19 protein-coding genes are annotated in these 24,641 nt (G+C 67.7%); 11 read left to right on the plus strand and 8 right to left on the minus strand.

Annotated elements, in window-relative coordinates; genetic code table 11:
* Positions 1 to 111: 111 nt before the first annotated feature.
* Complete coding sequence (locus MLE64_RS10870; protein ID WP_243317752.1) at positions 112 to 657, plus strand: RrF2 family transcriptional regulator; 546 nt, start codon at positions 112 to 114, stop codon at positions 655 to 657.
* A 30-nt stretch (positions 658 to 687) separates the two neighbouring features.
* On the opposite strand, the gene MLE64_RS10875 is transcribed toward MLE64_RS10870, so the two are convergent.
* From MLE64_RS10875 to MLE64_RS10910, 8 genes are all read right to left on the minus strand, one after another.
* On the minus strand, positions 688 to 1,170 hold the full coding sequence (locus tag MLE64_RS10875) for an RrF2 family transcriptional regulator (RefSeq protein WP_243317753.1): 483 nt from the start codon (positions 1,168 to 1,170) through the stop codon (positions 688 to 690).
* Between the two features lie 235 nt (positions 1,171 to 1,405).
* Positions 1,406 to 3,982 carry an OmcA/MtrC family decaheme c-type cytochrome gene (locus MLE64_RS10880; protein WP_243317754.1) on the minus strand — a complete coding sequence of 859 codons (2,577 nt, stop codon included), beginning with the start codon at positions 3,980 to 3,982 and terminating at the stop codon, positions 1,406 to 1,408.
* Positions 3,983 to 4,474: 492 nt separating this feature from the next.
* Positions 4,475 to 7,177: an OmcA/MtrC family decaheme c-type cytochrome gene (locus tag MLE64_RS10885; protein ID WP_243317755.1), complete on the minus strand. Its 2,703-nt coding sequence runs from the start codon at positions 7,175 to 7,177 to the stop codon at positions 4,475 to 4,477.
* A gap of 323 nt (positions 7,178 to 7,500) precedes the next feature.
* Positions 7,501 to 7,905: a ComEA family DNA-binding protein gene (locus tag MLE64_RS10890; RefSeq protein ID WP_243317756.1), complete on the minus strand. Its 405-nt coding sequence runs from the start codon at positions 7,903 to 7,905 to the stop codon at positions 7,501 to 7,503.
* 170 nt (positions 7,906 to 8,075) lie between these two features.
* Entirely contained in the window at positions 8,076 to 10,742 is a 2,667-nt protein-coding gene (locus tag MLE64_RS10895; RefSeq protein WP_243317757.1) for an OmcA/MtrC family decaheme c-type cytochrome, read from the minus strand.
* Positions 10,743 to 10,827: 85 nt separating this feature from the next.
* Entirely contained in the window at positions 10,828 to 11,481 is a 654-nt protein-coding gene (locus tag MLE64_RS10900) for a hypothetical protein (protein ID WP_243317758.1), read from the minus strand.
* Between the two features lie 29 nt (positions 11,482 to 11,510).
* Complete coding sequence (locus tag MLE64_RS10905; protein WP_243317759.1) at positions 11,511 to 11,984, minus strand: hypothetical protein; 474 nt, start codon at positions 11,982 to 11,984, stop codon at positions 11,511 to 11,513.
* Positions 11,984 to 13,366: a hypothetical protein gene (locus MLE64_RS10910; RefSeq protein WP_243317760.1), complete on the minus strand. Its 1,383-nt coding sequence runs from the start codon at positions 13,364 to 13,366 to the stop codon at positions 11,984 to 11,986. The genes MLE64_RS10905 and MLE64_RS10910 overlap by 1 nt, the downstream gene beginning before the upstream one ends.
* 532 nt (positions 13,367 to 13,898) lie before the next feature.
* Here MLE64_RS10910 and MLE64_RS10915 point away from each other — a divergent pair.
* The 10 genes from MLE64_RS10915 to MLE64_RS10960 all read left to right on the plus strand — a co-directional run bounded on the left by MLE64_RS10915 (position 13,899) and on the right by MLE64_RS10960 (position 24,635).
* On the plus strand, positions 13,899 to 15,560 hold the full coding sequence (locus MLE64_RS10915) for a thiamine pyrophosphate-dependent enzyme (RefSeq protein WP_243317761.1): 1,662 nt from the start codon (positions 13,899 to 13,901) through the stop codon (positions 15,558 to 15,560).
* Positions 15,557 to 16,156: an indolepyruvate oxidoreductase subunit beta gene (locus MLE64_RS10920; protein ID WP_243317762.1), complete on the plus strand. Its 600-nt coding sequence runs from the start codon at positions 15,557 to 15,559 to the stop codon at positions 16,154 to 16,156. The genes MLE64_RS10915 and MLE64_RS10920 overlap by 4 nt, the downstream gene beginning before the upstream one ends.
* 1 nt (position 16,157) lies before the next feature.
* The gene (locus MLE64_RS10925) at positions 16,158 to 18,296 is read left to right on the plus strand and encodes an acetate--CoA ligase family protein (RefSeq protein ID WP_243317763.1); all 2,139 of its coding nucleotides are present in this window, start codon (positions 16,158 to 16,160) and stop codon (positions 18,294 to 18,296) included.
* Positions 18,297 to 18,498: 202 nt separating this feature from the next.
* Positions 18,499 to 19,266: a YwiC-like family protein gene (locus tag MLE64_RS10930; protein WP_243317764.1), complete on the plus strand. Its 768-nt coding sequence runs from the start codon at positions 18,499 to 18,501 to the stop codon at positions 19,264 to 19,266.
* A gap of 71 nt (positions 19,267 to 19,337) precedes the next feature.
* Positions 19,338 to 19,784 carry an RrF2 family transcriptional regulator gene (locus tag MLE64_RS10935; protein ID WP_243294635.1) on the plus strand — a complete coding sequence of 149 codons (447 nt, stop codon included), beginning with the start codon at positions 19,338 to 19,340 and terminating at the stop codon, positions 19,782 to 19,784.
* A gap of 103 nt (positions 19,785 to 19,887) precedes the next feature.
* A complete protein-coding gene (locus MLE64_RS10940; RefSeq protein ID WP_243317765.1) occupies positions 19,888 to 21,000 on the plus strand; it encodes a hypothetical protein in 1,113 nt (370 codons plus the stop codon).
* 2 nt (positions 21,001 to 21,002) lie between these two features.
* A complete protein-coding gene (locus MLE64_RS10945; protein ID WP_243317766.1) occupies positions 21,003 to 23,264 on the plus strand; it encodes a molybdopterin oxidoreductase family protein in 2,262 nt (753 codons plus the stop codon).
* Positions 23,264 to 23,845, plus strand: coding sequence for a 4Fe-4S dicluster domain-containing protein (locus MLE64_RS10950; protein WP_243287158.1), 582 nt, complete (start codon positions 23,264 to 23,266; stop codon positions 23,843 to 23,845). The genes MLE64_RS10945 and MLE64_RS10950 overlap by 1 nt, the downstream gene beginning before the upstream one ends.
* Positions 23,845 to 24,408, plus strand: a complete 564-nt coding sequence (locus MLE64_RS10955) for a QcrA and Rieske domain-containing protein (RefSeq protein ID WP_243317767.1) — start codon at positions 23,845 to 23,847, stop codon at positions 24,406 to 24,408. Before MLE64_RS10950 ends, MLE64_RS10955 begins: the two co-directional genes overlap by 1 nt.
* Positions 24,405 to 24,635: a DUF6755 family protein gene (locus MLE64_RS10960; RefSeq protein ID WP_243317768.1), complete on the plus strand. Its 231-nt coding sequence runs from the start codon at positions 24,405 to 24,407 to the stop codon at positions 24,633 to 24,635. Before MLE64_RS10955 ends, MLE64_RS10960 begins: the two co-directional genes overlap by 4 nt.
* Positions 24,636 to 24,641 lie beyond the last annotated feature (6 nt).

The raw sequence follows: 24,641 nt of genomic DNA on the forward strand, positions 1-24,641 counted from the left end.
GAACCGGGGGCCTTGGCCATTGTGAAAGAAATCACACTCTTTGGATGTGATTGACCTGAAGATCGTCTATCATTCTTGATCGAATCATCTTCCATTTCCGCGTAGGTGACCATGCTTCCACTGTCCCAGTCCTCCGGTTACGCAGTCCTGGCCATGAGCTGCCTCGAGGATCCCGGTGGCAAGCCGACGCTGGTGGTGGACGTGGCGGCCCGCACGGGCTTCCCCCGGCCCTACCTCTCCAAGATGATCCACAAGCTCGCCAAGGTGGGCCTGGTGCTGGCCAAGCGCGGCAACAAGGGCGGCGTGGTGCTGGCCCTGCCCGCCAAGGAGATCACCCTGGACCTCATCGCCGAGGCGGTGGATGGCTCCGAGTGGCGGAACCAGTGCCTGCTGGGCTTCAAGGAATGCAGCGACGAGCGGGCCTGCCCCGCCCACACCTTCTGGAAGTCCGAGCGCGACCACATCCATCGCTGCCTGAAGGACATCTCCCTGGAGGAGATCCGCGCCTTCGAGCAGCAGAGCCGCACCTGGCGCCTGGCGGATGCGCTCCCCGAGAAGAAGCTCAAGCCCAAGCCCAAGAAGGCCGCCAAGCCGGCCGGGGCGAAGGCGCCGGCCCGCAAGCCCGCGGCCGCGAGGGCCACCGCGAAGAAGGCCTGATCCCCCGCCCCGGACATCCGCTCCGGGTCTTCAGGCGTGAGCGTGATCCCGCTCCGCGTCGACCGTGGTCAGGAAGCCATGGTCGGCGCGGAAGCGCTCCACGCCCGGATCCTGATGACGGGCCATGTCCGCCAGGGTGACCGAGCGCAGCCGAACCAGGATCTCCTGCAGGGTCTGCTTCCAGTAGTCGTGGAGCACGCAGGGCGTCTCCTCCGTGCACCCGGCCAGCCCCATCAGGCAGCGCTTGCGCCAAGCCACGCCGTCGATGGCCTCGGAGAGGTCCTCCAGCGTGATCTCAGCCGAGGGCTTGGCCAGAACGACGCCGCCGTGGTGGCCGCGGCGGGCGGTCACCAGACCCTTCTTGGCCAGCTTGTGGACCAGCTTCGAGAGGTAGGATCTCGGGATGCCGGTGTAGTCCGCCACGGATTCCACCAGGACCGGCTGCCCACCGGGCTCCTGGAGGCATCGCATGGCGCGCAACGCGTAACCGGTGGTCTGTGACAAGGGGAGCACACGCACCTCCATGGAGAGGGTTGTCTTGAGGTCTCATCAATGAGGATCCGTCGGTAATCTAACGAGTCAACCACCCTTGTGATCTTCGTCACCATCTGGATGGAGATTGTAAAAAAGAACAGACCCCTTCCGGCCCCTCTCGGAAGAATTCGACCCGGATCCTGGGGGGATTCCGGGTCGAATGAGGTGGCGGAAGGGACGGGGAACCCCGCCCCTTCCGGGCTGTGGTGGCTGGCTAGTGCACCTTGGCGGGGTCGTAGGTGGCCCCGGCGCCATGGCAGATGGCGCAGGATTCGCCGGCGACATTGAGGGCGCTGCGGAGCACTCTGACCTGCCCGCCCTGCTGGTTCATGTGGGCCTTGGCGATGGCGCTGTCATGGCAGCTGACGCAGGCGGCCGTGAAGGGCGTGGTGACCACGTCATTCGCGTTGATGGTCGCCAGCGCGGCCTTGGCGTCCGCGGGGGTCCGGTTGGTGGTGTTGAGGAACACGCCGTTGTCCGCTTCCTGGCGGGAGGCCAGGGCGTTGGCGGGCACGCTGCTGTAGCCGGTGGGCGTATGGCAGCTCTTGCAGTCGTTCAGGATGCCCGGGAAGCCGATGTTCGCCCCGTCGATGAGGTTGATGGCGGACGGCGTCCGATCGCGGGCGATCTTGATGGAGTCGTTGCGATCCTTCCCGGCATGCAGGCCGTGGATCATGTCCTTGAAGTTGTTGGTGACCTGCGGGAGCGCCAGGGCGGCGTTCGGCAGGGTCTTGTCGAACTGCCAGGCGGTGAGGATGGCCTGGTCGGCGGCCGTGAAGGCATAAGCCTGGATGGCGGTGTCCGAGATGCCGCGGCCGCTGGTGGTCAGGCCGGGAACGTGGCACTGGACGCAGACCTGGACTTCGTAGACGCGGTTGCCGCCGTGGCCTTCGAACCACTCGTGGCACTTGCCGCACTTGGCGGAATCGATGACGGTGCGGCGGGCGGTGTCGCCGTTCACGGTCTTGATGACCGAGATGGCGTGGCGGGCGACGTTACCCGTGGAGATGATCTGGGTGAAGTAGCCCTGCAGGGACACGGACCGCATCTTCGCCCCGGCGGGGAAGGTCTTCGTGCCCACCAGGTTCGCGGTGTAGTAGCCGCTGGCGTCGGGGCCGGAGAGGGTCCCGCGGGTGGCGGCGTAGTTGGGATCCAGCAGGTTGGCGATGGAGACGCTGATGGGCTGGAAGTTGGAGGAGCCGCTGCCGATGTTGTTGTAGTCGGCGGGGGTGTTCACGCCATCCTGGGGCTGGGCGTAGGCGAGCAGGAAGCTCGGCGAACCCGTGAAACCGTCCAGAGGATCGGCCATGCCGGCGACGGGGGCCTTGAAGGCCGCGTCAGCGCCGTCCACCTTGACCTTGAAGACCACGGTCGCGGTCGTGTCGGTGGCCGAGGCGGACTTGATCTCGTAGGTGACGTTCTTGAGGCCGGCGGGGATCGTCGGGTTGTTGGGCGTCACGTTGTTGGCCAGGTGGTAGGTCGTGATGGCCGCGGAGTCATGGCAGATGGTGCAGGCCTTGTCGTCCGTCTGGGGGACGTTGCTGCCCGGCATGTGGTTGGCGCCGGTGGCGAAGTCCACGGCGTCGTGGCAGGATCCGCAGGCGAGGCGGGAGGGCTTGGTGTTCCAGTTGGTCGACTGCGGGACATTCGAGTGGCACTTCAGGCACATCTTCTGCCCGCCATCGAGGATGGAGTAGCCGATGTTGTTGTAGAGCACGTTCGCGTAGTTGTAGCCGGTCTTGGTCAGCTCCTTGCCCATGTGGATCTGGTGCACCATCGTGGGGAAGTCGCCAGCGGCGGCGCCGTTGACCTTGTAGGTGCTGCCGGAGTACCCGGTGGCCGTGGTGGTGGCTTCGGCGCGGCCGAACTTGCGCTGGTCCGTGTGGCAGACCACGCAGTAGCGGGCTTCCACGCGGCCGCCGCCATGGAAGGCCAGCTTGTCGTGGCATTCGTTGCAGCGGTTGATGGAGACGACGTCGCGGATGTCCGTGCCGGCCGCCACAGCGGCGCCGGTGGAGGGCACGAAGTCATAGATCACGTTGATGGGGTTCTCCAAGGCGACGCCCGGGGTGAGCGTCACGCCGTCGGCCGTGTTGCTGCCGGTGCCGCGAGCGTTGCCGGAGAACTGCAGGGCGATGCGATGGACGAGGGTGGGCGCGTAGGTCACGTCGCCGAGGTCGGCCTTGAGGCTGGGAGCCGTGTAGGTCGCCGCGTCCAGGGCCGCCTGGACCTTGGTGATGTCGCGGTAGAACGTGTACTTGTAGGTGCCGTCGCCGTTGTCCACCAGGGTGCCGGTGTTGTCGGTGGAAGGCCGCGTGGGAGCGGCGGCGGCGGTCGTGGTCGGGGTGGTGGTCACGATGTAGCTGACCCATTTGCTGGGGGCCTTGGTGGTGGCATCTTCGGGCACCAGCTTCGCGATGGCGAAGGCCAGGTTGGGATAGCTGGCCGCCACGGCGGTGGAGCTCTTCGAGGTGGCGGCGCCGAGGCCCACGATGGGCGTGCCGGCGGCGTCCGTGAGCTTGAAGCTCACCACCGGGGCGGCGCCCATGGTGACCCCGGTGATCTGGCCCACCGGCTTGAGGGCGGCCCACTGATCAGGGGACAGCTTGGCGATGTCGACAAGCGGAACGGCATTGGTGCCGTTGGTTCCGTTCGTGCCGTTGGTGCCGTTCGTGCCGTTGAGGCCGTTCGCGCCGGCGGGACCGGTCTTGCCGTCGCAGGCGATGAGCGTCAGAAGCGCCGCGGCCGTCACGAGGGCTCCGCAGAGCTGTTTCAGAGGTCTCTGGTGCATGCTTCATGCTCCTTTCAGGGAGTCGAGCTGCGTTGTGGGTAGGGGGTTGGAAAGGGATTCCGTCGTATCAACGCAGTCGTCGCCTTCTGCGAGCACGAACACTGGAGAACGCCTCCCGGGAAGGGCGTGCCCCGCACGGGCGTTGGCCTGTGACACGGACACCACACACCTCCCGGTAGGAATGTTCCGTCAGGGATTCGTCAATGATGATCTAACGGTAATTTAATGAGTCAACCACCCTTGTGACTCGAGTCACCGCCTGATTCCTGTTTGGAAAATCAATTGGGATGCTGCTGAATCCTAGATCTCTTCCTATGTAGCAATAAGATGCATAGAGGACCTCCGTGGCGGCAGATTTTCCAACCTTCCGCTGAGACTCAAGCGCGCACTTTTCCAGGGGGCCATCCGAAAACCGGGACCCGGAGCCTGAAGGCGCCGGGTCCCGGGAGGGGGTGAAATGGCGGACCAGGACCGAGGCCCTGGTCCCTCACGTCACTTGAACGTCATGTGGACAGCCTTGATGTCGGCCGTGCGGCCGGCGCCGTGACAGACCATGCACTGCTCGACCTTGAGAAGCGCCGTGGCGCGGGGTTCATAGAAGGCCCCGCCGTTGCCCTGGAAGTGGGCGATCTCCGCCGCGGAGTCGTGGCAGTTGGAGCAGGCGGCGGTGATCGGCGAGCTCACCAGGGTGGTCGGCGCCGCGTCGGCATACGGCGTGGCGCTGCCGGTGGCGAAGTTGGTCGCGAAGCCCGCGCCATAGGCGGCGCCGGCCGTCACGAACGGCGAGTAGTAGGTGCCCGGAAGGACATCCGTGCCATCGCCCTTCACGACGTTGATCGTCGCGGGCATGGTGCCGGTGGCGACGGTCGTCCACAGCAGGTTGGGCAGAGCCGCCTGGCTGGCGCTGTTCCTGAAGTCGTAGGAGCCGGGCACGTGGCAGGCCTCGCAGTTGTTCAGGATGGCCGGGTAGGTGACTTCCCAGTAGTAGTCGCCCGCGGAGACTTCCCACGAGTACTTGTTGGCCCGCTTGTCGGCGGCGTGGATGGCATGGACGGCGTCCTTGATGTTCACGCCCCAGCCGGCGTTCACGCGGTTCACGTTGTGGCAGAAGGTGCAGGTCGGCGCGTCGTTGCGCTGGCCCGCGTGGTACACCTTCTCGGTGAAGATGCCCAGCGTGGCGTGGCAGTCGTTGCACTTCTGGTTGCTGACGATGGCGCGGCGGGCCGCGTTTCCGCTCACCTGCTTGATGACGTTGGGCGCCGGGACGCTCACGCCGCCCTGGCCGGTCCCCAGGACCTGGACCCACTTGCTGGTGGTCGTGTTGAAGGTCACCTGCAGGGGCGTGTAGGCGTAGCCCGCCACGTCGGTCTGGGTCAGGGGCTGGGTGGAGCTCAGGCCGTAGGTGTAGCCGATGCCGCCCGTGAGGTTGGTGGCCGTGGCGGGGATGGCCACGCCCGTCATGGTCAGGGTGTAGTAGCCATCGGTGTCAGGTCCGGCGAGGGTCCCGGCCTGGGTGGCCGAGAGGGTGTTCCCGTACTGGTCCTGGCCGTCCCCGCGCCAGAGGTTCTTGACGTAGGTGCTGACCGTGGCGTTCCAGTCGGCCGGAGTCGCGATGCCGTCCTGGGGCACGGAGAAGGCCAGGTAGACGCTCGGCCCGCCCGCGTAGTTGTCCCAGAATTCAGGGGTGGTGGCCCGGTCCACGAAGGTCTTGAAGTCCTTCCGGAGGCCGTCCTCCAGGAACCGGAAGACGAAGACCGGCTGCCGGCTGGCATTCAGGCTGACGGACTTGAAATCCCAGGTCACGAGGTGGGCGCCGTTGGGCAGGATGCCCGTGTAGCCGGCCACGTAGGACGCGTTGGTGTTGTTGTTGCCGCCGGAGACCAGCCAGCCGTTGCTGGCATTGGGCGCCACCACCGGCGTGTGGATCACCTGCATCTGGGACGCGCCGTGGCAGCTGGTGCAGTCCTTGTCGCTGATCTGGGCACCGCCCGCGTGATTGGCGCCGCTGCTCCAGATGATGGAATCATGGCACCCGCCGCAGGCGAGGCGACTGGGCACGGCCCTCCAGTTGTCGCCCTGGGGGGCGGTGGCGGACTGAGTGTGGCACTTCGTGCAGTTCCGCAGGTCCTGCGGGTAGGTGACTTCGTTGTAGGGCAGGAACTGGTTGTAGCCCTGGTAGTAGAGGAGCTCACCCGTGTGGATGTGGTGGACCATGTTAGGGAAGTTGGCAAGGGCCATGCCCTGCAGCTTCTGGGTGCTGCCATAGACGCCGTTGGCTTGCAGGACGTTGCCGGAGGACGGCAGAGAGTCGCCGCTGGCGTACTTCAGCTGATCCGTGTGGCAGACCACGCACAGGTGGGTGTCGTTGATGGCCGGGAAGAAGTCAGCGTGCATGGACAGCTTGGTGTGGCAGGTGTTGCAGGAGGCGGTGTCCACGATCACCCGCTCCGTATCGGTGGCCGCGACCGGCTTCCCGGTGGAGGGGATGAAGTCGTAGTAGAGGTTCGCCGAGGCGAGCACCTGGGTGGTGGTGCCGGGCTGGTTCCCGCCCACGGCCACCATCATCCGGTGGGTCAGGGTCGGATCGTAGGTCAGGTCGTCGAGATCGGACTTGAGGTGGCTGGCGTCATAGGCGGCCCCGTCCACGTAGCCCTTGGCCTTGGTGAGGTCCAGGGCGAACGTGTAGGTGTAGGTACCGTCCAGGTTGTCCTTCAGGGTCCCGTTGTTCTCAGGCTCGGTGAAACCGGGCACGGCCGCCTGGCCCGCGGCCGGAGTGGTCACTACGTTGTAGCAGACCCAGCGGCTGGGGCTGCCGTTGGTCCCCGGCACCAGCTTGGAGATCGCGAATGCGAAGTTGGTGTAGTTCCCGTTCGCCGCCTTGGCGGCGAGGCCGCTCACCGGTGTGCCCACGCCGTCGGTGAGGGTGAAGTTCACCACGGGCGCGCCGCCCATGGTGACGCTGTTGACCGTGCCCTTGAGGGTCAGCTGGGCCCACTGGTCGCTGGTGAGCTGGGCGGCGTTCACGGTGACGACGGCGTTGGTGCCGTTGGTACCATTGATGCCGTTGGTGCCATTGGTGCCGTTGGCTCCGTTGGCTCCGGCCGAACCGGTCTTGCCGTCACAGGCGATCAGCGCCAGGAGCAGGGTGGTGGCCGCGATGGCGCCACAGAGGTGTTTCAAGGGCCGGTGCTGCATGGTTCATCCTCCTTGAGGGAATCGGATGCGTGGATGGGCGGGGTGCCGGGAGGGCTCAGCCAGGCGTGCGCTGACCGCCATCCTCCGGGTGGGGGAGGGTGGCGGTCAGGGCATGGCCGGTGGTCTGTGGCATGGGAGCACACACCTCCTGAGCAGCAACTCCATCAGGATTTCATCAATGACGATCCTCCGGTAATTTATGGCGTCAACCAACCTTGTGACATCTGTCACACGACCCGTGACAATGAGCCGGCCCGGAAAGTCCCTGCATGAAAAAGCCCCCGGGTCGCTCCCGGGGGCTTGGTTAGCGGCGGTGCCTGGATCTAGCGGATCTGGGGTTTCGCCCCGGGCTGCCGGGCCACGATGCGCTTCCGGAGGGTCTGGAAGAGGTCGTTCGGCAGGATGTTCTTCGTCACCAGGAAGGCCTTGGAGAGGTAGGGACGGCCCGCGATGATCTTGTCAGCATAGGCATCCGTGATGCCCGGAAGGGTCTTCAGCTGGTCCTTGGTGGCGCTGTTGATGTCGATGGCCTTCGCATCCGCTTCGGCCTTGGCCTTGACCCGCGCCTTGACCTTGGCCGCATTGGCTTTGGTCTTGGCTTCCGTGGCGCCCTTGGCGCTCTTGGATGCGGCCTTTCGCGGCGGCTCGGTCTCCTGGGCCCGCAGGGAGGTGGCGGGAGCCAGCAGGGCCAGGGCGACCAGGGCCATCTTCAGGAGGGGAGTCTTCATGGGAACCTCATGGACCGGGGCCGGGATCCGGCCTGCGCGGCAGTATAGTCCATCGGCCGGAACGGCCGGATCGTTCAGAACGAAGGACCCGGAGCTGGAAGGCGTCCGGGTCCTCGTTCTTCACAGGTGCTGGTCGCCAGGGCGCGAAACCGCGCCCTGGCGGGGAGACATTACTTGAAGTTCATGTGGACGGCCTTGATGTCAGCCGTGCGGCCGGAACCATGGCAGACCATGCACTGCTCGACCTTGAGGAGCGCGGTGGCGCGAGCCTCGTAGAACGCACCGCCGTTGCCCTTGAAGTGGGCGATGGCAGCCGGGGTGTCGTGGCAGTTGGAGCAGGCGGAGGTGATCGGGCTGTTCACCAGGGTGGTGGGCGCCGCGTTGGTGATCACCTGGGTGCTGGCGGCGTAGGAGAAGCCGCTGCCGAAGGCATAGGCGGAACCGTAGGCGGCCGCGAAGGGCGACCAGTAGACGCCGGGAACGGTCTCGTTGCCCGTCACGATGGCGTTGACGGGGGTCGGGGTCGTACCGGTGGCGACGGTGGTCCACAGCAGGTTGGGAATGGCGGCCGCGTTGGTGCTGTTGCTGAAGTCGTACGAGCCGGGAACGTGGCAGGCTTCGCAGTTATTCAGGATGGCCGGGTAGGTGACGTTCCAGTAGGTGTCGCCAGCGGAGACTTCCCACGAGAACTTGTTCACGCGCTTGTCGGCGGCGTGGATGGAGTGGATCGCATCCTTGATGTTCACGCCCCAGCCGCTGTTCACGCGGTTGACGTTGTGGCAGAAGGTGCAGGTGGGGGCGTCGTTGCGCTCACCGGCGTGGTAGGTCTTATCGGTGAAGACGCCCAGGACGGCGTGGCAGTCATTGCACTTCTGGTTGCTGACGATGGAGCGGCGGGCCGTCTGGGCGGTGAAGCCGCTGGGCAGGGTGCCGCTGACGAGCTTGGCCACGTTGGGCGCGGGCACGCTCAGACCGCCGGTGCCGGTGGTGCCTCCGGAGTACGGGAAGGCGGGCAGGTCGATCTGGGTGAGCGGCGGGTTGCCGTAGCTGTAGTTGTAGCCGATGCCAGCCGTGATCTGGGTGGCGGTCGCGGGGACCGACGCCGCGAAGGTCAGGGCGTAGTAGCCGTTCGCGTCGGGACCGACCATGGTCGCGGCCGTGGTGGTCTTGTTCCAGACGTTCCGGATGGTGGCGCTGAGCGTCGCGTTCCAGTCGGCCGGAGTGGTGATGCCATCCTGGGCCACGCCGAAGGCCACGTAGGCGTTCGGGCTGCCGATGTAACCGGTCATCAGCTCGGCGGTGGCGTCGGCCGCGGCAGGAGCCGCGTTGAAGGCGACCGCGGTGCCGTCCATCATGAAGCGGAAGGTGAGGACCGGCTGGCCGGTGGCGGTCAGGGTGACGCTCTTCAGGTCGTAGGTGATCTGGTGGGCGCCGGCCGGCAGGATGCTCTTGTAGTCGGCGATGTAGGAGCCGTTGGTGTGGCTGCCGGCGACATAGCCGGGGTTGGGCACGACCATCGGGGTGTGGATGACCTGCATCTGCGAGGCGCCGTGGCAGCTGCTGCAGTTCAGGTCGCTGGTCTGGGGACCACCGGCGTGGTTGGTGCCGGCCACCCAGTCGATGCCGTCGTGGCAGGCGCCACAGGCCATGCGGCTGGGGTTGGTCTTCCACGCATCACCCTGGGGGGTGGCGGCGATGGAAGCGGTGTGGCACTTGCTGCAGTTGCGCAGGTCCTGCGGGTAGGTGGTCTCGTTGAAGGGGATCCCGGCGTAGAGGTAGCCGGTCTTCTGCAGGAACTCACCCGCGTGGAGGCGGTGGATGAAGGCCGGGAAGTCGGCGACGCCCAGGCCGTTGATCTTATAGGTGTTGCCGGTGTAGCCCGTGGCCGTCGTGGTGGCTTCGGGGTTGCCGTACTTGCGCTGGTCGGTGTGGCAGACCACGCAGTAGCGGGGATCGACACGGTTGCCGCCGTGGACTTCGAGGCGGGTGTGGCAGGTGTTGCAGGAGGACATGTCCACAATGTTGCGCTGCACGTCCGTGGCCGCGGGGACGGCGCCGGTGGCGGGCACGAAATCGTAGGTGATGTTCGCCGGATTCAGGATGGGCACGCCGGTGATGCCGGTGTTGGAGCCATCGGGGGTGTTGGTGCTGGTGCCGCGGGCGTTGCCGCCGATCTGGATGCTGACGCGGTGGACCAGGCTGGGCTGGTAGCTCACGTCGCCGAGGTCGGCGCGGATCTGATTCTTGGTGGCATCGTAGGTGTAGCCGTCCAGGAAGGCCTGGGCCGCGGTGATGTCACGGTAGAAGGTGTACTTGTAGGAACCGTCGCCGTTGTCGACCAGGGTGCCGGTGTTATCGGTGCTGGGCTTGGAGGGAGCCGCGGCGGTGGTGGTGGTGGGCATCGTGGTGACGATGTAGTTCACCCACTTGCTGGGGCTGCCGTTGGTGCCGGGCACCAGCTTCGCGATGCTGAAGGCGAAGTTGGCGTAGCTGGGAGCCAGGGCGGTGGAGGTCTTGGTGGTGAAGCCGAGACCGCTGACAGGGGTGCCCTTGCTGTCGGTGACCGTGAAGTTGACGACGGGCTTGGTGCCCATGGTCACGCTGGTGACGGTGCCGTTGAGGCTCATCTGGCCCCACTGGTCGGGGGTGAGCTGGGCGGCGTTCACGGTGATGACGGCGTTGGTGCCATTGGTGCCGTTGGTACCGTTGGTGCCATTGGTGCCGTTGGTGCCGTTCGCACCGGCGGGGCCTGTCTTGCCGTTACAGCCGATCAGCACCAGGGCGACGGCTGCGGTGGCGATCAGGCCGCAGAGCTGTTTCAAAGGTCGGTGTTGCATGCTGCATTCTCCTTAGGGGAGTCAAACTGCGGTTGGGTGGGCGGTGGATGAAGGTGTCTGTCGGCTTGGCTGGATAGGCACCTCCTTACTGGAAGCTCGTGCCGTGGCACAGGGTGTTGTTGAAGCAGCCGGGCGCGGTGCCGGCAGGCGCCGGGGTCACGGGCTTGAGCGAGGAGTTGGCGCCGTTGGCGTGGCACTGGGCGCACGCGGGGGCGTTCCCGCCGTTCGTGTTGACGTGGCTGGGCGAGGTGAACGTGGCGCCGCGCCAGGGGGCGTCGGGGTGCGGTGCCTTGGTGTGGCAGGACTTGCAGGACACGGCCAAGCCGTCGGTGTAGTTGGGGCCGTGGCACTTGGTGCAGTAGGCGAAACCGGAACCACCAACCACGGTTCCGCCGATCACCTGGGTCACGGCCGGAACGCCCTGGGCCCCGAGACGGCCGTGCTGGCTGGGGTCCGCCCAGCCGGCGTAGTGGTTCACGCCGCTGGTGTGGCAGCTGAAGCAGCTCACCTTGGAGATGCCGCCAGCCTGGGCCGGGTCCGAGGTCGACCCGTGGCAGCTCCGGCACTGGTCGGGCGCCTTGACGTACTCGGACCAGTGGATCTGCAGCCAGTTGGCGGGGTGCTGCCCCGTGGTGGCGTTGAACGGAGCGGCCTTCCCGGCGGTCCCGGCGCATCCCCAGGCGAGGATCGCGAGGGCCATCGCGAAGCAGCTTCCGACCATCAGTTTCATTCGGCTCATGGTGTTCCCCTTGGACGCGATGCGGATCTCTACCGGTGGCAGGCTGCGCACTTGTCGTTGTTGGCTCGGCCGTGGCAGGCGTAGCAGCTGGACGGATCCATCTTTCCTTCGATGCGGTGCTGGGTCATGAAGTCGCCCCGGTGCGGCGATTCCCGGTCGGGCCGGTCGCTGAAGCGGGTGGCGGGCTTCATGGGGACCTTGCCGCCGTGGCAGTCCGCGCAGAAGGACTGGGCATGGCAGGCGGCGCAGGTGTTGGAGTCCTGGTTCGCCTGGAAGCGGTGGTCCTTCACGAAGGTGGGCGTGTGGTCGAAGGCGGCGAAGGGCTTCTGAGCGCCCTTGGCCACGTCGTTGCTGTGGCACTCGGAGCAGATGGGACGGCCCGCGCCCAGTTCCTGGGGGTGGGTCGCCGCGAAGCTCGCCTCAGGCGAGATGAGGCTGCACGCCATCAGGACGCCGAGCCCCAGGAAGATGGCGGCGATCTGGAAAAGAGTCTTCCGGGCCATTAGCGGCCTCCCTTCTTGGCAAAGCCGAAGCGGTACTCGGCCCGCAGCAGACCGCGGGTCTCGTGCTTGGCGACGGCGGTGCTGCCGTAGCTGACGTCGCCGGACACCTTCACGTTCGAGGTGGCCTGGTACCCGAGCGAGCCCACCACTTCATACAGGTTCCGGATTCCGACGAGGTAGGGGTTGTCGGTCTCGTAGCGCTGGAGGATGCCGTCCAGGCTGGCGGAGAGCTTGCCCCGGTTGACCATGCCCCAGATGCGGGCCTCCTTGTGGCTCAGGCTCCGGTAGGGGGTGGCGGGATCCACGAACTTGGTGTTGGCGGCGTTCACCCAGTGGGCGCCGATGCCGCCGAGGAAGGTCCGCTCGCTGGTGGACCAGCGGAACTCGCCGCCGGCGCGGTTCACGTCGCCGAAGGTCTCGCGGTGCATATGGCGGTAGTCGGCCACCAGCTGGACGCCCGTGGGAGCGTTCCAGGTGAGGCTGCCCCCGAAGCCGCGGAACATGTCGTTGTCGTCCTGGCGGAAGAGGGAGGGGAGGTTGGTCCCGGCGAAGTAGGCGTAGAAGTTCCGTTCCGCGTAGTTCCCGGTCATGGTGACCTGCTCGCCGAGCTTCACGGTGGCGGTGTAGTCATGCTCGGCGATGCGGGACCGCTCGCGGGTGCCCGGAAGCTGGTCCGGATGGCTGGCCACGTCGAAGATGGTCCGGCCGCGGAGGTCGAAGACGGTGGCGGGGGTGATCCGGATGTCCACGCCCAGCTGCTTCCGCGTGTAGTCGATGGGCGACGGGATGTCGAGGTCCTTGGCCGCCTTCGTCCCATCCTGCAGGTAGGACACGCCGATCTCGCCGACCTTAGGCATGCGCCAGGCGAACCGGGTCCCGAAGATGAAGTCGCCCTGGAACTCGTAGTCCGACTGGTTCCGGGGATCCACCGTCTTGTAGTAGACGGGCTTGCCGCCGAAGGCCGACACGGAGAAGCCGCCCCGCAGGTCGGTCCGGACGCTGACGCCGTCCACCTGCTCGAAGCCCGTGGCCTGGTTGGCGGTGAAGCGGCCGGCCTTGACCTCGGCATTGGCCTGGTCGAAGCGGTACTGGAGGTAGCCGTAGTTCAGGTAGCCGCCGGACTTCGAGCCATCGAAGTTGCTGGCGTCGCTGAGATCCGTCCGGCCCCAGCCGAAGAGATGGAGGGAGAGGTTGTCGGTGCCCAGCTTGGTGGCATCGATGCCCAGGTACTGGGTGGCCGGGGTGAAGGTGGCCTTGTCAAAGCCCGGCGTCTCCTGCTTCCACATCTGGGCCATGGTGGTGCCGTAGAGGCTCACCTCCTGGCCCCAGGCCGTGGCAGACATCAGTGTGGCAAGCAGGACCACTTGGGTTCGTGGCTTCATGATTCGCCTCATGCGGTGGCGTGAATGGACCGGGGTGGAATGGCAGAAGAAACAGGAGCGGAATCTTGGGAAAAGCCTGCCGGTGCGAGCCGGGACGCAGGTGAAAGCTGATCCTGGCGTCAGAAACAAAACTATAGTCCCCACTCTGGCTACCTCAAGGGTGAAAATGCTCGATTCATTTATGAATGTATGGTTAATTATGACATTTGTTGGCAATTTTTGATTCAACATAAAACATCTAAAATTAATTATTTATGAGACAAACAACCTCCAGAATGGAAACTTTGGAAGGATTTCAGTTTCAACAGATTTACCCTCAGCAGACAAAGTTGTGACCTTTGCCACTGGAGAAAGGTTCCCGCTTTCGAGGCTGATTTCTGGCACGGGAACACCTCGGCGCCCCGGAAACGGGGGCCACGTGTCCGCTCCCGGAAACCCGGTCTGCTTTCCCTGGTCGGACCACGCTCCCTGTGACCCCGGGCACTGGCGCGACTCTGCATACTTCCGGCTTGGAAAAGGTTGGAGGTTTTCAATGACACAGAGCACCCTCGCGCTGGGGGTGGAGGCGGTGGGATGCGCCGCCTTCGATGCCGGCATCAAGGGCGCGTTCGGTTACCCGGGCACGCCATCCACAGAGGGGTTCGAGGCCGTCGAGCTGCTCATCCATGGCGCCCGGGACGGCCGGGTGGCCCAGTGGGCGGCCAATGAGAAGGTGGCCTACGACCTGGCCCTGGGCCTGAGCTACACCGGGCACCGCGCCCTGGTGACCATGAAGCACGTGGGCCTGAACGTGGCCATGGACGCCTTCGCCAACTCGGCCCTCACGGGCGTCCGGGGCGGCCTGGTCCTCCTGGTGGCGGACGACCCGGGCATGCACAGCAGCCAGAACGAGCAGGACAGCCGCCGCCTGGCCGAATTCGCCTGGCTGCCCTGCCTCGAACCTTCCACCGTCCAGGAATGTTACGACTTCACGTTCCGGGCCTTCGAGCTGTCCGAGGCCCTCCAGGTGCCCGTGATGCTCCGCATCGTCACGCGCCTGGCCCACTGCCGCGCCGCCCTGGCCCGCCGGGCCACCCAGGCTCCCACCAGCCTCGGCTTGGCTCCCGAGTCCACCATCCAGGACTGGGTGCTCATCCCCTCCAACGCCCGCCGCCGCTATGTGGACCTGCTGGACAAGCAGCCCCGCCTCATGGCCGAGACCACCCCCCTCAACCGCCTGGTCCCCGGCACCGTCCGCCGCGGCGTGGCCCTGGCCGGCATGGGCCGGGCCTACTTCGGCCAGCTGCTGCACGAGAACCCCGGGCTCGCCGCCCTGCCCCGCCTGGAGATCGCCGCCTATCCCGTGGATCCCGCCCTGGAGCAGGCCTTCCTGGGCCAAGTGGACGAGGTGCTGGTCTTCGAGGAGGACTACCCGGTGCTGGAAGAGCGCCTCGGCCTCCGCGGCACGGCCGCCGTCCGGGGCCGCCTGGACGGCGCCCTGCCCCGGACCGGGGAGCTGTCCCCCCGCCTCTTGAAGAAGGCCCTGGACCTGGAGCCTCCCACGGGGAAGGCGGCCATCAGCCTGGAACTGCCCGTGCGCGCCCCACGCTTCTGCGACGGCTGCGGCCACGTGGACGCCTACGGGGCCGTGCAGCAGGCCCTGGCCAACGTGGGCGCCCCGGATGCCCGCGTCTTCGGGGACATCGGCTGCTACACCCTGGCCGCCCAGGAGCCCATGGCCGCCATCCACGCGGTGGTGGAGATGGGCGCCAGCATCAGCATGGCCGTGGGCGCCGCCCTGGCGGGCCAGACCCCCGCGGTGGCGGTCATCGGCGATTCCACCTTCGGCCACAGCGGCCTTCCGGCCCTGCTCACGGCGGCGGACGCCGGCGTGAACGTCACCGTCGTCATCCTCGACAACCGCGTGGTGGGCATGACGGGCCAGCAGCCCAGCCAGGCCCTCGACCAGGTGGAGCGCATGGTGCGCGGCATGGGCATCGCGGAGGACCAGCTCCAGGTGCTGCTGCCCGTGCCCAAGCAGCACGAGACCAACGTGGCCGCCATGGAGGCGGCCCTGCGGCACCCCGGTCCTTCCGTGGTGGTGTTCCGTCGCGAGTGCATCCAGTCCATCCGCCGGGGCGTGCTGAAGGAGCACGACCGGGAGGAGAAGGCCCGGCAGGAAACCGCCTGCTGCGGCGCGGAGGTCCGTCCATGAGCGAGTCCCGCATCCACGGCATCGTCCTGTCCGGCGTCGGCGGCCAGGGGGTGCTCTCCCTCGCGCAGATCCTGCTGGAGGCCCTGCGCCGCAGCGACCTCCATGCGCTGCAATCCGAGATCCACGGCATGAGCCAGCGGGGCGGCAGCGTCCACGCCCAGGTCTGCTACTCGAAGGTGCCCCTCACCTCGCCCATCCTCGACGAGGGCGGCGCGGACCTGCTCATCGCCCTGGAACCCCTGGAGGCCCTGCGCTACGTATCCATGCTCCGCATGGACGGGCACCTGGTCGTCTCGGAGGAGCCCCAGATGGACATGGCTGGCTACCCGCCCCTGGACGACGTCTACGCCGCCCTCAAGGCGGTACGGGGCGCCCACCTCCTCGACACCGAGGACCTGGCGCGGCGCCTCAACCACCGCCAGGCCGGCGGCATGGCCCTGCTGGGCATGGCCTCCCGGTTCCTGCCCATCGACGACGACGTCTGGCGCGAGGTCATCGCCCAGCGCTTCGAAGCCAAGGGTGCCCGCGTCACCGAGAAGAACCTCGAGGCCTTCGAGGCCGGCCGCGGCCTGATCCACGACCCCGTAGGAGCCTGACATGCACACGACCACGGGATTCCTCCACGAGGGGCGGGCCTACGGCCTGCTCGCCGCCGCGGGCCTGCGGGTGCCCCGCCACGGTTTCCTGGAGGCCGGGCCCCTGCCCTTCGCCCCCGGCGAGCCCATCGTGCTCAAGGGCATCGCCGACCAGCTCTGGCACAAGTCGGACCAGGGCGCCGTCCACTTCGGGACCTTCGAGCCGGAGGCCCTGAAGGCCGAAGCGGCCGCCATGAAGCAGCGCGTCTCTGGCCATCCCTGGATCGGCGGGCTGGTGTGCGAGAAGGTGGCCTTCAAGCGCCTGGCCGGCCTGCCCACGGAGGCTCTGGTCTCCTTGAAGCGCGATCCGGAGGCCGGCTGGCTCGTGGTCTGCGGCATCGGCGGCCTCCAGGCGGACGCCTGGGCCGCCCTGGCCCCGCCCATGATCTGGCCCCTGGCCCTCTGCACGCCGGAGCAGGCGCTGGCGGACCTGCGCGAGCACTGGCTGGGCCGCACCTGGCTGGGCCGCCAGCGGGGCGCCGAGGCGCTCACGGATGAACCGAAGCTGCTGGCCTTCCTCCAGGGCCTGTGGAAGGCGGCCGAGGGCCTGGCCCGCGAAGGCGTCACCCTCCTGGAGCTCAATCCCGTGGTGCTGGACAGCGAGGGCCTTCCCACGGCCCTGGACGGCGTGGGCACCTTCGAGGCGGCCGCGGCCGAACCGCCCGCCACGCCCAACCCTGCCTGGTACCGGGCCCTGGTGGCGCCCCGCGACCTGGTGATCGCCGGCGTCTCCAGCCGCGAAGGCACCGTGGGCCGGATCATCCTGGAGAACGTCCAGCGCTCTGTCCTCCCCACCGGGGCCATTCGCCTCATCAAGCCCGGGGCCACGGAGTTCCTGGGCCTGCCCTGCCTCGGCTCGGTCGCCGACCTGGCCGCGGCCCCCACGGACCAGCTCATCCTCTCCCTGCCCGCGCCCCTGACCCTGGAGGTGGTGGAGCAGCTCTGCCGCCAGGGGGGCGGCGCCACGGTCGTCTACGTGGTGGCCGGCGGCCTGGGGGACGGCGCCGACTGCGAGGGCCTCGGGAAGCGGCTGGTGGCCTGTCTCGATGAGCACCGCCGCGCCGGGAAGTGGACGCCGGCCCTGGTGGGACCCAACGGCCTGGGGCTCTACAGCCCGGACCTGGACCTGAACACCCTCTTCATCCCCGACGAGAAGCTGCCCCTGCGGCCCCGGCCCGGCCACGCGGCCCTGGTGAGCCAGAGCGGCGCCTTTCTCATCACCCGCCTGAGCCGCCGCCCCGAGTTGGGCCTCCGCGCCGCGGTGGCCATCGGCAACCAGATGGACCTGCGCTGCTCGGACTTCCTGGCGGGCTTCGGCGCAGATCCGGCGGTGAAGGTGGTGGGCGCCTACCTGGAGGGCTTCGCCCCCGGCGACCTCCAGGCCACGGCGGAAGCCGCCAAGAAGCTCCGCGCTGCGGGTCGCCGCGTGCTGCTCTACAAGGGCGGGCGCAGCCAGGAGGGCATGGCCGCCGCCAGCAGCCACACCGGCGCCCTGGCGGGCGACCACGCCCTGCAGGCCAGCCTGCTGCGCCGGGCGGGGGCCATGCTGGCCGAACGCATCGAGGCCTTCGATGCCGCCCTCTCCTGGCTGGCCGCCTACGCCGAGGGGACGCCCCGCCGCGTGGCCATCGTGACCAACGCGGGCTTCGAGTCCGTGGCCTCCGCCGACCTGCTGACAGGCCCTTTCCGGGGCGCGAAGCTCACGGAGGCCGAGACGGCGACCCTCACGGCCACCATCGAGGCCCACGGCCTCACGGGTCTCGTGAGCGCCCGTCTGCCCCTGGACCTCACGCCCATGGCCGACGAGGCCGCCTACCTGGCCGGCACCAGGCTGCTGCTCCAGTCGGAGGCCGATGCCGTGGTGGTGGGCCTGGTGCCCCTCACCCGCCGCCTGGGCACGGCCGACCCGGCGGCCTTCGGCCCCTTCGCGAAGGCCCTGGCCGACCTGGCCCGGGAAAGCGGCAAGTGGGTGGGCGTGGCCGTGGAGGGCGGCGCCATCTACGACGCCTACCGCCAGGGCCTCCGCGAAGCCGGCCTGCCGGTCTTCCTCACCATGGAGGAGGCCCTGGAGGGCCTGCGGCTCATCGCGTCGGAACAATAACGACAAGGACTGGAACGCGAAGGTATTCCGGCTTGTGGTGAACACCTCCTCGCAGAGTCCGAGATCCCTATTTCGCGCTATTCGCGCTTTTCCTCGCGCCCTTCGCGTTCCGACTCCTTTCTTTCCCGCCCCTCTGTGATCTCCGGCATGGCCAGGAGGCGGATCTGGGGTCAGACTCTATTTCGGACCTGAAAGGACCGAAATGTCCCGAATCCTGCCCCCCATGCGCACCCTCCTGCCCGCCGAGCACGGGAGCTGGTTCATGCTCGGATTCCCACTGGTGCTGGGGCTTCTGGTCCGACCGAGCCTGGCCGGGCTGAGCCTGGGCCTGGCCGCCCTGGCTTTCTTCCTGGCCCGGCCGCCCCTCCGGCGGGTACTCACGGGGCAGCGGGATCCCCTCCAGGTCCGCGCCCTTCTGATGTTTGGATGCCTCGCAGGGGCCTTCGGGGGGCTCGCTCTCTGGCTTTCGGGCCCGCGATTCCTGTTTCCCCTCGCCTTTGCGGCCCCCCTGGTCTTCCTCGCCCTCCGGGCCGACCTCCAGCGGGCCGTGCGTTCCCTGGCCGTGGAGCTGGCCGCCCAGGGCGCCTTCGCGGGCCTGGCCGCCGCCATCCTCGCGGCCGGCGGGAGTTCCTTTCCCGAAGCCGGCCGGGCCTGGCTGCTGACGGCCCTGGTGGGCGGCGCCAACCTCGCCCATGTCCGACGGCTCCTGGGCCATGCCCACCACCTCGCCCCAGAGGAACTGAACCGCCGGCGAATCCCCGTACATGTCCTGCATCTGCTGCTGATCGGTGCCTCGGCCATCCTGCTCGCGCCCCGGGGGACGAGCGGCCTCCTGTGGACCGCCTGGACCGGCCTGCTCTACCTCCGGGCCCTGGCCCCCTACCGGCCCCTCCCGGCCCGAACCCTGGGCTGGCGGGAGGGCGGCCTGAGCGTGCTGGGCCTGCTGCTCCTCTGGCGGGCCCTGCTCTGATCTCGATCACAACTGGGGATGGACTCCCGAATCCCCCTGCACGACCCCAAAATCGGAAGTAATATTCCGGAATGATCTTCTCGACCGCCACCGGCTACGCCCTCCGTGCCCTCGCCGCCCTTCCCGAGGATGGAAGCTTCTGCCTGGCCAAGGACCTGTCGTCCCGTCTGGAGATCCCCGGCCCCTACCTGGCGAAGATCCTCCAGGGCTTGGTGCAGGCGGAGATCCTCGAATCCGTGCGGGGCCCCAAGGGCGGCTTCCGCCTGCTGCGTCCCTCCCACCGCATCACCGTGGGCGAGGTGGTCGTGGCCCTGGAAGGTCCGAACTCCATGGACGGCTGCATCATGGGCTTCCCCACCTGCGGCGGCGACCACCCCTGCCCCCTGCACGAGGCCTGGGGCGCCGTGAAAGCCCAGGTCGCCACGTCCATGACCGAGGCCACCATCCGGGACCTCCAGCTCATGGACCTGCGGCACCAGAAGGATGGCAAGGGCCGGCCGCCCTGCGAGAAGCCCTGAGCTCAGGCCTGGATCTGGATCCTGCGCCTTGAATCGCCCCGGTTTTGCCCTAAATTAGGACTTATCGGTCCGTTTCCACCCCGCATGCCCCTGGAGCCCAGCCATGAGCCTCCTCGCCGAACTCGACCTCGAAGCCCGGCCCCTGCTGGGAGCCGCCCTCGCCACCCTGGCCCTTGGCGTGGCCGTGGCCCTGGGCAGCCGGGGCGGGCGCTGGCTGGATCCGGCCCTCCTGGGCTACCTGCTGGCCACCCTCTTCGCCTGCTTCGGCGTGGCCTACCGCTACGTCTCCTGGATCGAGCGGCCCGCCACGCGGATGTACTTCCGCCACACCCTGCGCACCCTGCTCTCGCCCCGGGTCTTCAGGGCCCTGCCGAAGATGGCCTTGCTGGCCCTGGACCAGATCCTCCTCCAGCGGTTCATCGAGAAGCGTTCCATCAAGCGCTGGGGAGCCCACGCCCTCCTGGCCTGGGGCTGCCTCCTGGGCTTCGCGGTGACCATCCCGCTGGTCTTCGGCTGGGTCCGGTTCACCAGCGAGGGCCTGGACGCCACCCGCTACCAGGCCTGGGTGCTGGGCTTCCCCGCGGGCTCCTTCCCCCTCGACAGCTTCATCGCCTTCTGCAGCTTCCACATCCTCGACCTGGCTGCCGCCATGGTCATCGCCGGCTGCGTGTTGAGCCTCATCCGCCGCAAGCAGGACGAAGGAGACACCGCCACCCAGCGCTTCGACCTGGACCTGCTGCCCCTGGTGCTCCTCATCGCCGTGAGCATGACGGGCCTGATGCTCACCGCATCAGAAAAGTGGCTCCAGGGCCGCAACTTCGCCACCCTGGCCTTCCTCCACGAGCTGACGGTCATTCTCCTCCTGCTGGGCCTGCCCTTCGGCAAGCTCTTCCACGTGGTGCAGCGGCCTGCCCAGCTGGGCGTGACGATCTACAAGGCCGAAGGCGAGGCCGAGGGCCGCCTGGCCTGCAAGGGCTGCGGCGCGCCCTTCATCCGGGCCAACCAGCGCCGCGACCTCGGCGAGCTATGGAAGGTGCTGGAGCTGGATGGCGCCCGGCACAGTGCATCCGTCCACCACCTGGACCTGTGCCCCAGGTGCAAGCGGCGCCTGGTGGCCAAGGCCCAGGGCGACCGGCTCCACGGGGCCTTCGATCCCTTCGCCACCATCCCGGTGCATGCCGAGCCCATCCCCGATCCCACCTCGCTGAAGGCCTGACCATGAGCACGCTTCCCCTGTCCCAGGACCAGCTCCGCGCCCAGTTCGGCCCCCACTTGAACCTCGCCCCTCCCGGGGGCTGGCTGTCCGATCCCACCCCCGACAAGGTGGTGGAGACCCACTGCTGCTTCTGCGGCCAGCAGTGCGGCATCAAGCTCAAGGTGAAGGACAACAAGGTCATCGGCTTCGATCCCTGGGAGGAGTTCCCCTTCAACCAGGGGAAGCTCTGCCCCAAGGGCGTGAAGCGCTACCTCCAGGGCAACCACCCGGACCGCCTCACCAAGGCCATGAAGCGCACGGAGCACGGCTTCGAGCCCATGGACTGGAACGAGGCCATGGACCGCACCGTCTCCGAAATCCAGCGCATCCAGAAGGAACATGGCAAGGACGCCTTCGCCGTACTGTCCGGCGTGTCGCTGACCAACGAGAAGAGCTACCTGGCCGGCAAGTTCGCGCGGTTGGGCCTGCAGACGAAGAACCTCGACTACAACGGCCGCCTCTGCATGGTGAGCGCCGGCGCGGGCAACAAGAAGGCCTTCGGCGTCGACCGCGCCGCCAACTCCTGGGCTGACATCGAGCTGGCCGAGGTGATCTGGGTGGCCGGCTCCAACGTGGCCGAGTGCTCGCCCATCACCACCGACTACATCTGGCGGGCCCGGGACCGCGGCGCCCTCCTCATCGTGGTGGATCCCCGCATCACGCCCCTGGCCCGCACCGCCGACCTGGTGCTGCCCCTGAAACCCGGCACCGACACCGCCCTCACCAACGGCATCCTGCACCTGCTGAACAAGTGGAAGCTCATCGACTGGGACTTCGTGAACGCCCACACCAGCGGCTTCGAGCAGGCCGTCGAGGCCGTGAAGGACTGCACGCCGGAGTGGACCAGCCAGGTCACGGGCCTGCCCGTGGAGGCCATCGAGAAGGCCGCCCGCATCTGGGGCGAGGCTCGCACCAGCTTCCTGCTCCATGCCCGGGGCATCGAGCACCAGAGCAAGGGCGTGGAGAACGTGCTGGGCTGCATCAACATGGTGCTCGCTACCGGCCGCATCGGGCGCCCCGGCTGCGGCTACGGCACCATCACCGGCCAGGGCAATGGACAGGGCGGCCGCGAGCACGGCCACAAGTGCGACCAGCTGCCGGGCAACCGCGACATCAGCAACCCCGAGCACCGGAAGTACATCTGCTCGGTCTGGGGCTGCACGGACGACGAGCTGCCCGGCGTGGGCCAGAGCGCCCAGGAGATCATGAACGCCATCCACGCCGGCGAGATCAAGGGCCTCCTGCTGCTCTGCTTCAACCCGCTGGTCTCGCTGCCGGACTCGCAGTTCACCCGCGAGGCCCTCAGCAAGCTGGAGTTCTTCGTCTGCCTGGACTTCTTCCTCAGCGAGAGCGCCCAGCACGCCGACATCGTGCTGCCCTCCGCCCTGCACGAGGAGGACGAGGGCACCACCACCAGCGCCGAGGGCCGCGTCATCAAGATCAACAAGGCCGTGGACTGCCCCGGCGACGCCCGCCCCGACTGGCAGATCATGGTGGAGCTGGCCAGGCGCCTGGGCCGCGGGAAGTACTTCGACCACTTCACCAGCCCCGAGGCCATCTTCAATGAGCTGCGGGTGGCATCGAAAGGCGGCACCGCGGACTATGCGGGCATCACCTACGAGAAGATCGTCAAGAACATGGGCGTGTTCTGGCCCTGCCCCACCGAAGATCACCCCGGCACGCCGCGCCTCTTCGAAGGCGGGCAGTTCTTCCATCCTGACGGCAAGGCGAAGTTCATCCCCACGCCCTGGCGCCCGCCCATGGAGGTGGTGGATGACGAATATCCCATCTGGCTCACCTCGGGCCGCGTGGTCTTCCACTACCTGAGCGGCACCCAGACGCGGCGCATCGGCTTCCTGGTGGAGCAGTGCCCGCATCCCTACCTGGAGATCCACCCCCGCCTCGCCGAGAAGTACGGCCTGGCGGAAGGCGATGCGGTGGAGATCACCTCGCGGCGGGGCTCCATGGTCCTGCCCGCCAAGGTGGTGAAGACCATCCGCCCCGACACCGTGTTCATCCCCTACCACTGGGCCGGGGCCCTGTCCGCCAACCGCCTCACGGCGAGGCATCTGGATCCCGTCTCGAAGATCCCCGAGTTCAAGGTGAGCGCCGTGCGGCTCAAGAAGACCACCAAGGACCAGTTCTCACCCGAGCTGGCGGAGCTGCAGCGCATGGCCTTCGAAGCCCGCAGCAACCAGACCGACATGCCTGAGCGGGTGTTCTGATGGTGCCCCAGGACTACGGCTTCTTTATTGATCCGCAGCGCTGCATCGGCTGCCGCTCCTGCGTGGGCGCCTGCGCCGAGTGCGGCACCCACCGCGGCCGCTCCATGATCCACCTGGACGAGATGGACCGCTTCGACAGCCCACAGACGGTGCCCACGGTCTGCATGCACTGCGAGGATCCCATCTGCGCCCAGGTGTGTCCCTCGGACGCCATCAAGCGCAGCGAGGACGGCGTGGTGCACGCGGCGCAGAAGCCCCGCTGCATCGGCTGCCAGAACTGCGAGCTGAGCTGCCCCTTCGGCGTGCCCATCGTGTTCTCGGGCCTGGAGCAGATGCTCAAGTGCGACCTCTGCTACGACCGCACCTCCGTGGGCCACAAGCCCATGTGCGCCACGGTCTGCCCCAGCCAGGCCCTGCTCTTCGTCCGCAAGGACGAGGTGGCCAACATGCGCCACAACAAGCCCCTGCGCGACTTCCTCATCGGCAGTGTGCGGGTGAAGACCAAGAACGCCATCATGGTGCCCGATCCGGACACGCCCCTGCACCTGGATGCGGCTTTGCTTATAGATGGAGGCCTCTGATGACCTGGTGGCGCCGCGCCTTCCCCCTGGAGCTCGCCGAGGAGGGCCACTTCTCCCGCCGCGAGTTCGCCCGCTTCCTGGCCGTGGTGAGCGCCGGGTTCACCGCCGGCATCGGCTACCTGTGGCTTCGGAAGAAGCCCCTGGAAGGGGGCTCGGATCCGGAACCCGGCCACCACGAGACGCCCGTGGCCCTGGGCCTGGCCTCGGACCTCCAGCCCGGCCAGAGCCGCCTCTTCAAGTTCCGCGATGAGCACGATGCCTGCATCCTGATCCGCACCCCCAAGGGCGAGCTGCGGGCCTACCGGCAGACCTGCACCCACCTGGGCTGCGCCGTGCGTTTCCGGGGCGAGCGCCTGGAGTGCCCCTGCCACGAGGGATTCTTCGAGGTGGATCGAGGCTTCCCCGTCCAGGGCCCGCCCAGCCGCCCCCTGGGCGGCATCACCCTGGAAACCCGTCCCGACGGCACCCTCTGGGCGGTGGGCGAGCTGCCCAAGCCCACGGACCTCCCGGAACGCGTCGCCACCGCCTGCCCCCGCGAGGCCCGCACGGAGGTGACCTCATGAGCCTCCCCTCCCGCCCCAGGCAGGGCCATTTCACGGAGGCCGCCCTCGGCATCACGCTGCTGGTCCTCGTCATCCAGCTCTACCTGTTCGAGACCGTGCTCCAGTCCGTGCTGGACGGCCACCGGACTCTGCTCGCCGGGGCCTTCATCGCCTCGCTCGCCCTCACCGTCGTGGCCCTGGTCTTGGCTTTCAAGGCCCCCTGCCTGGACGACGACCCGGGCGCCTGACCCCCT

This window comes from Geothrix paludis (genome assembly GCF_022808815.1).
Lineage (GTDB): Bacteria > Acidobacteriota > Holophagae > Holophagales > Holophagaceae > Geothrix > Geothrix paludis.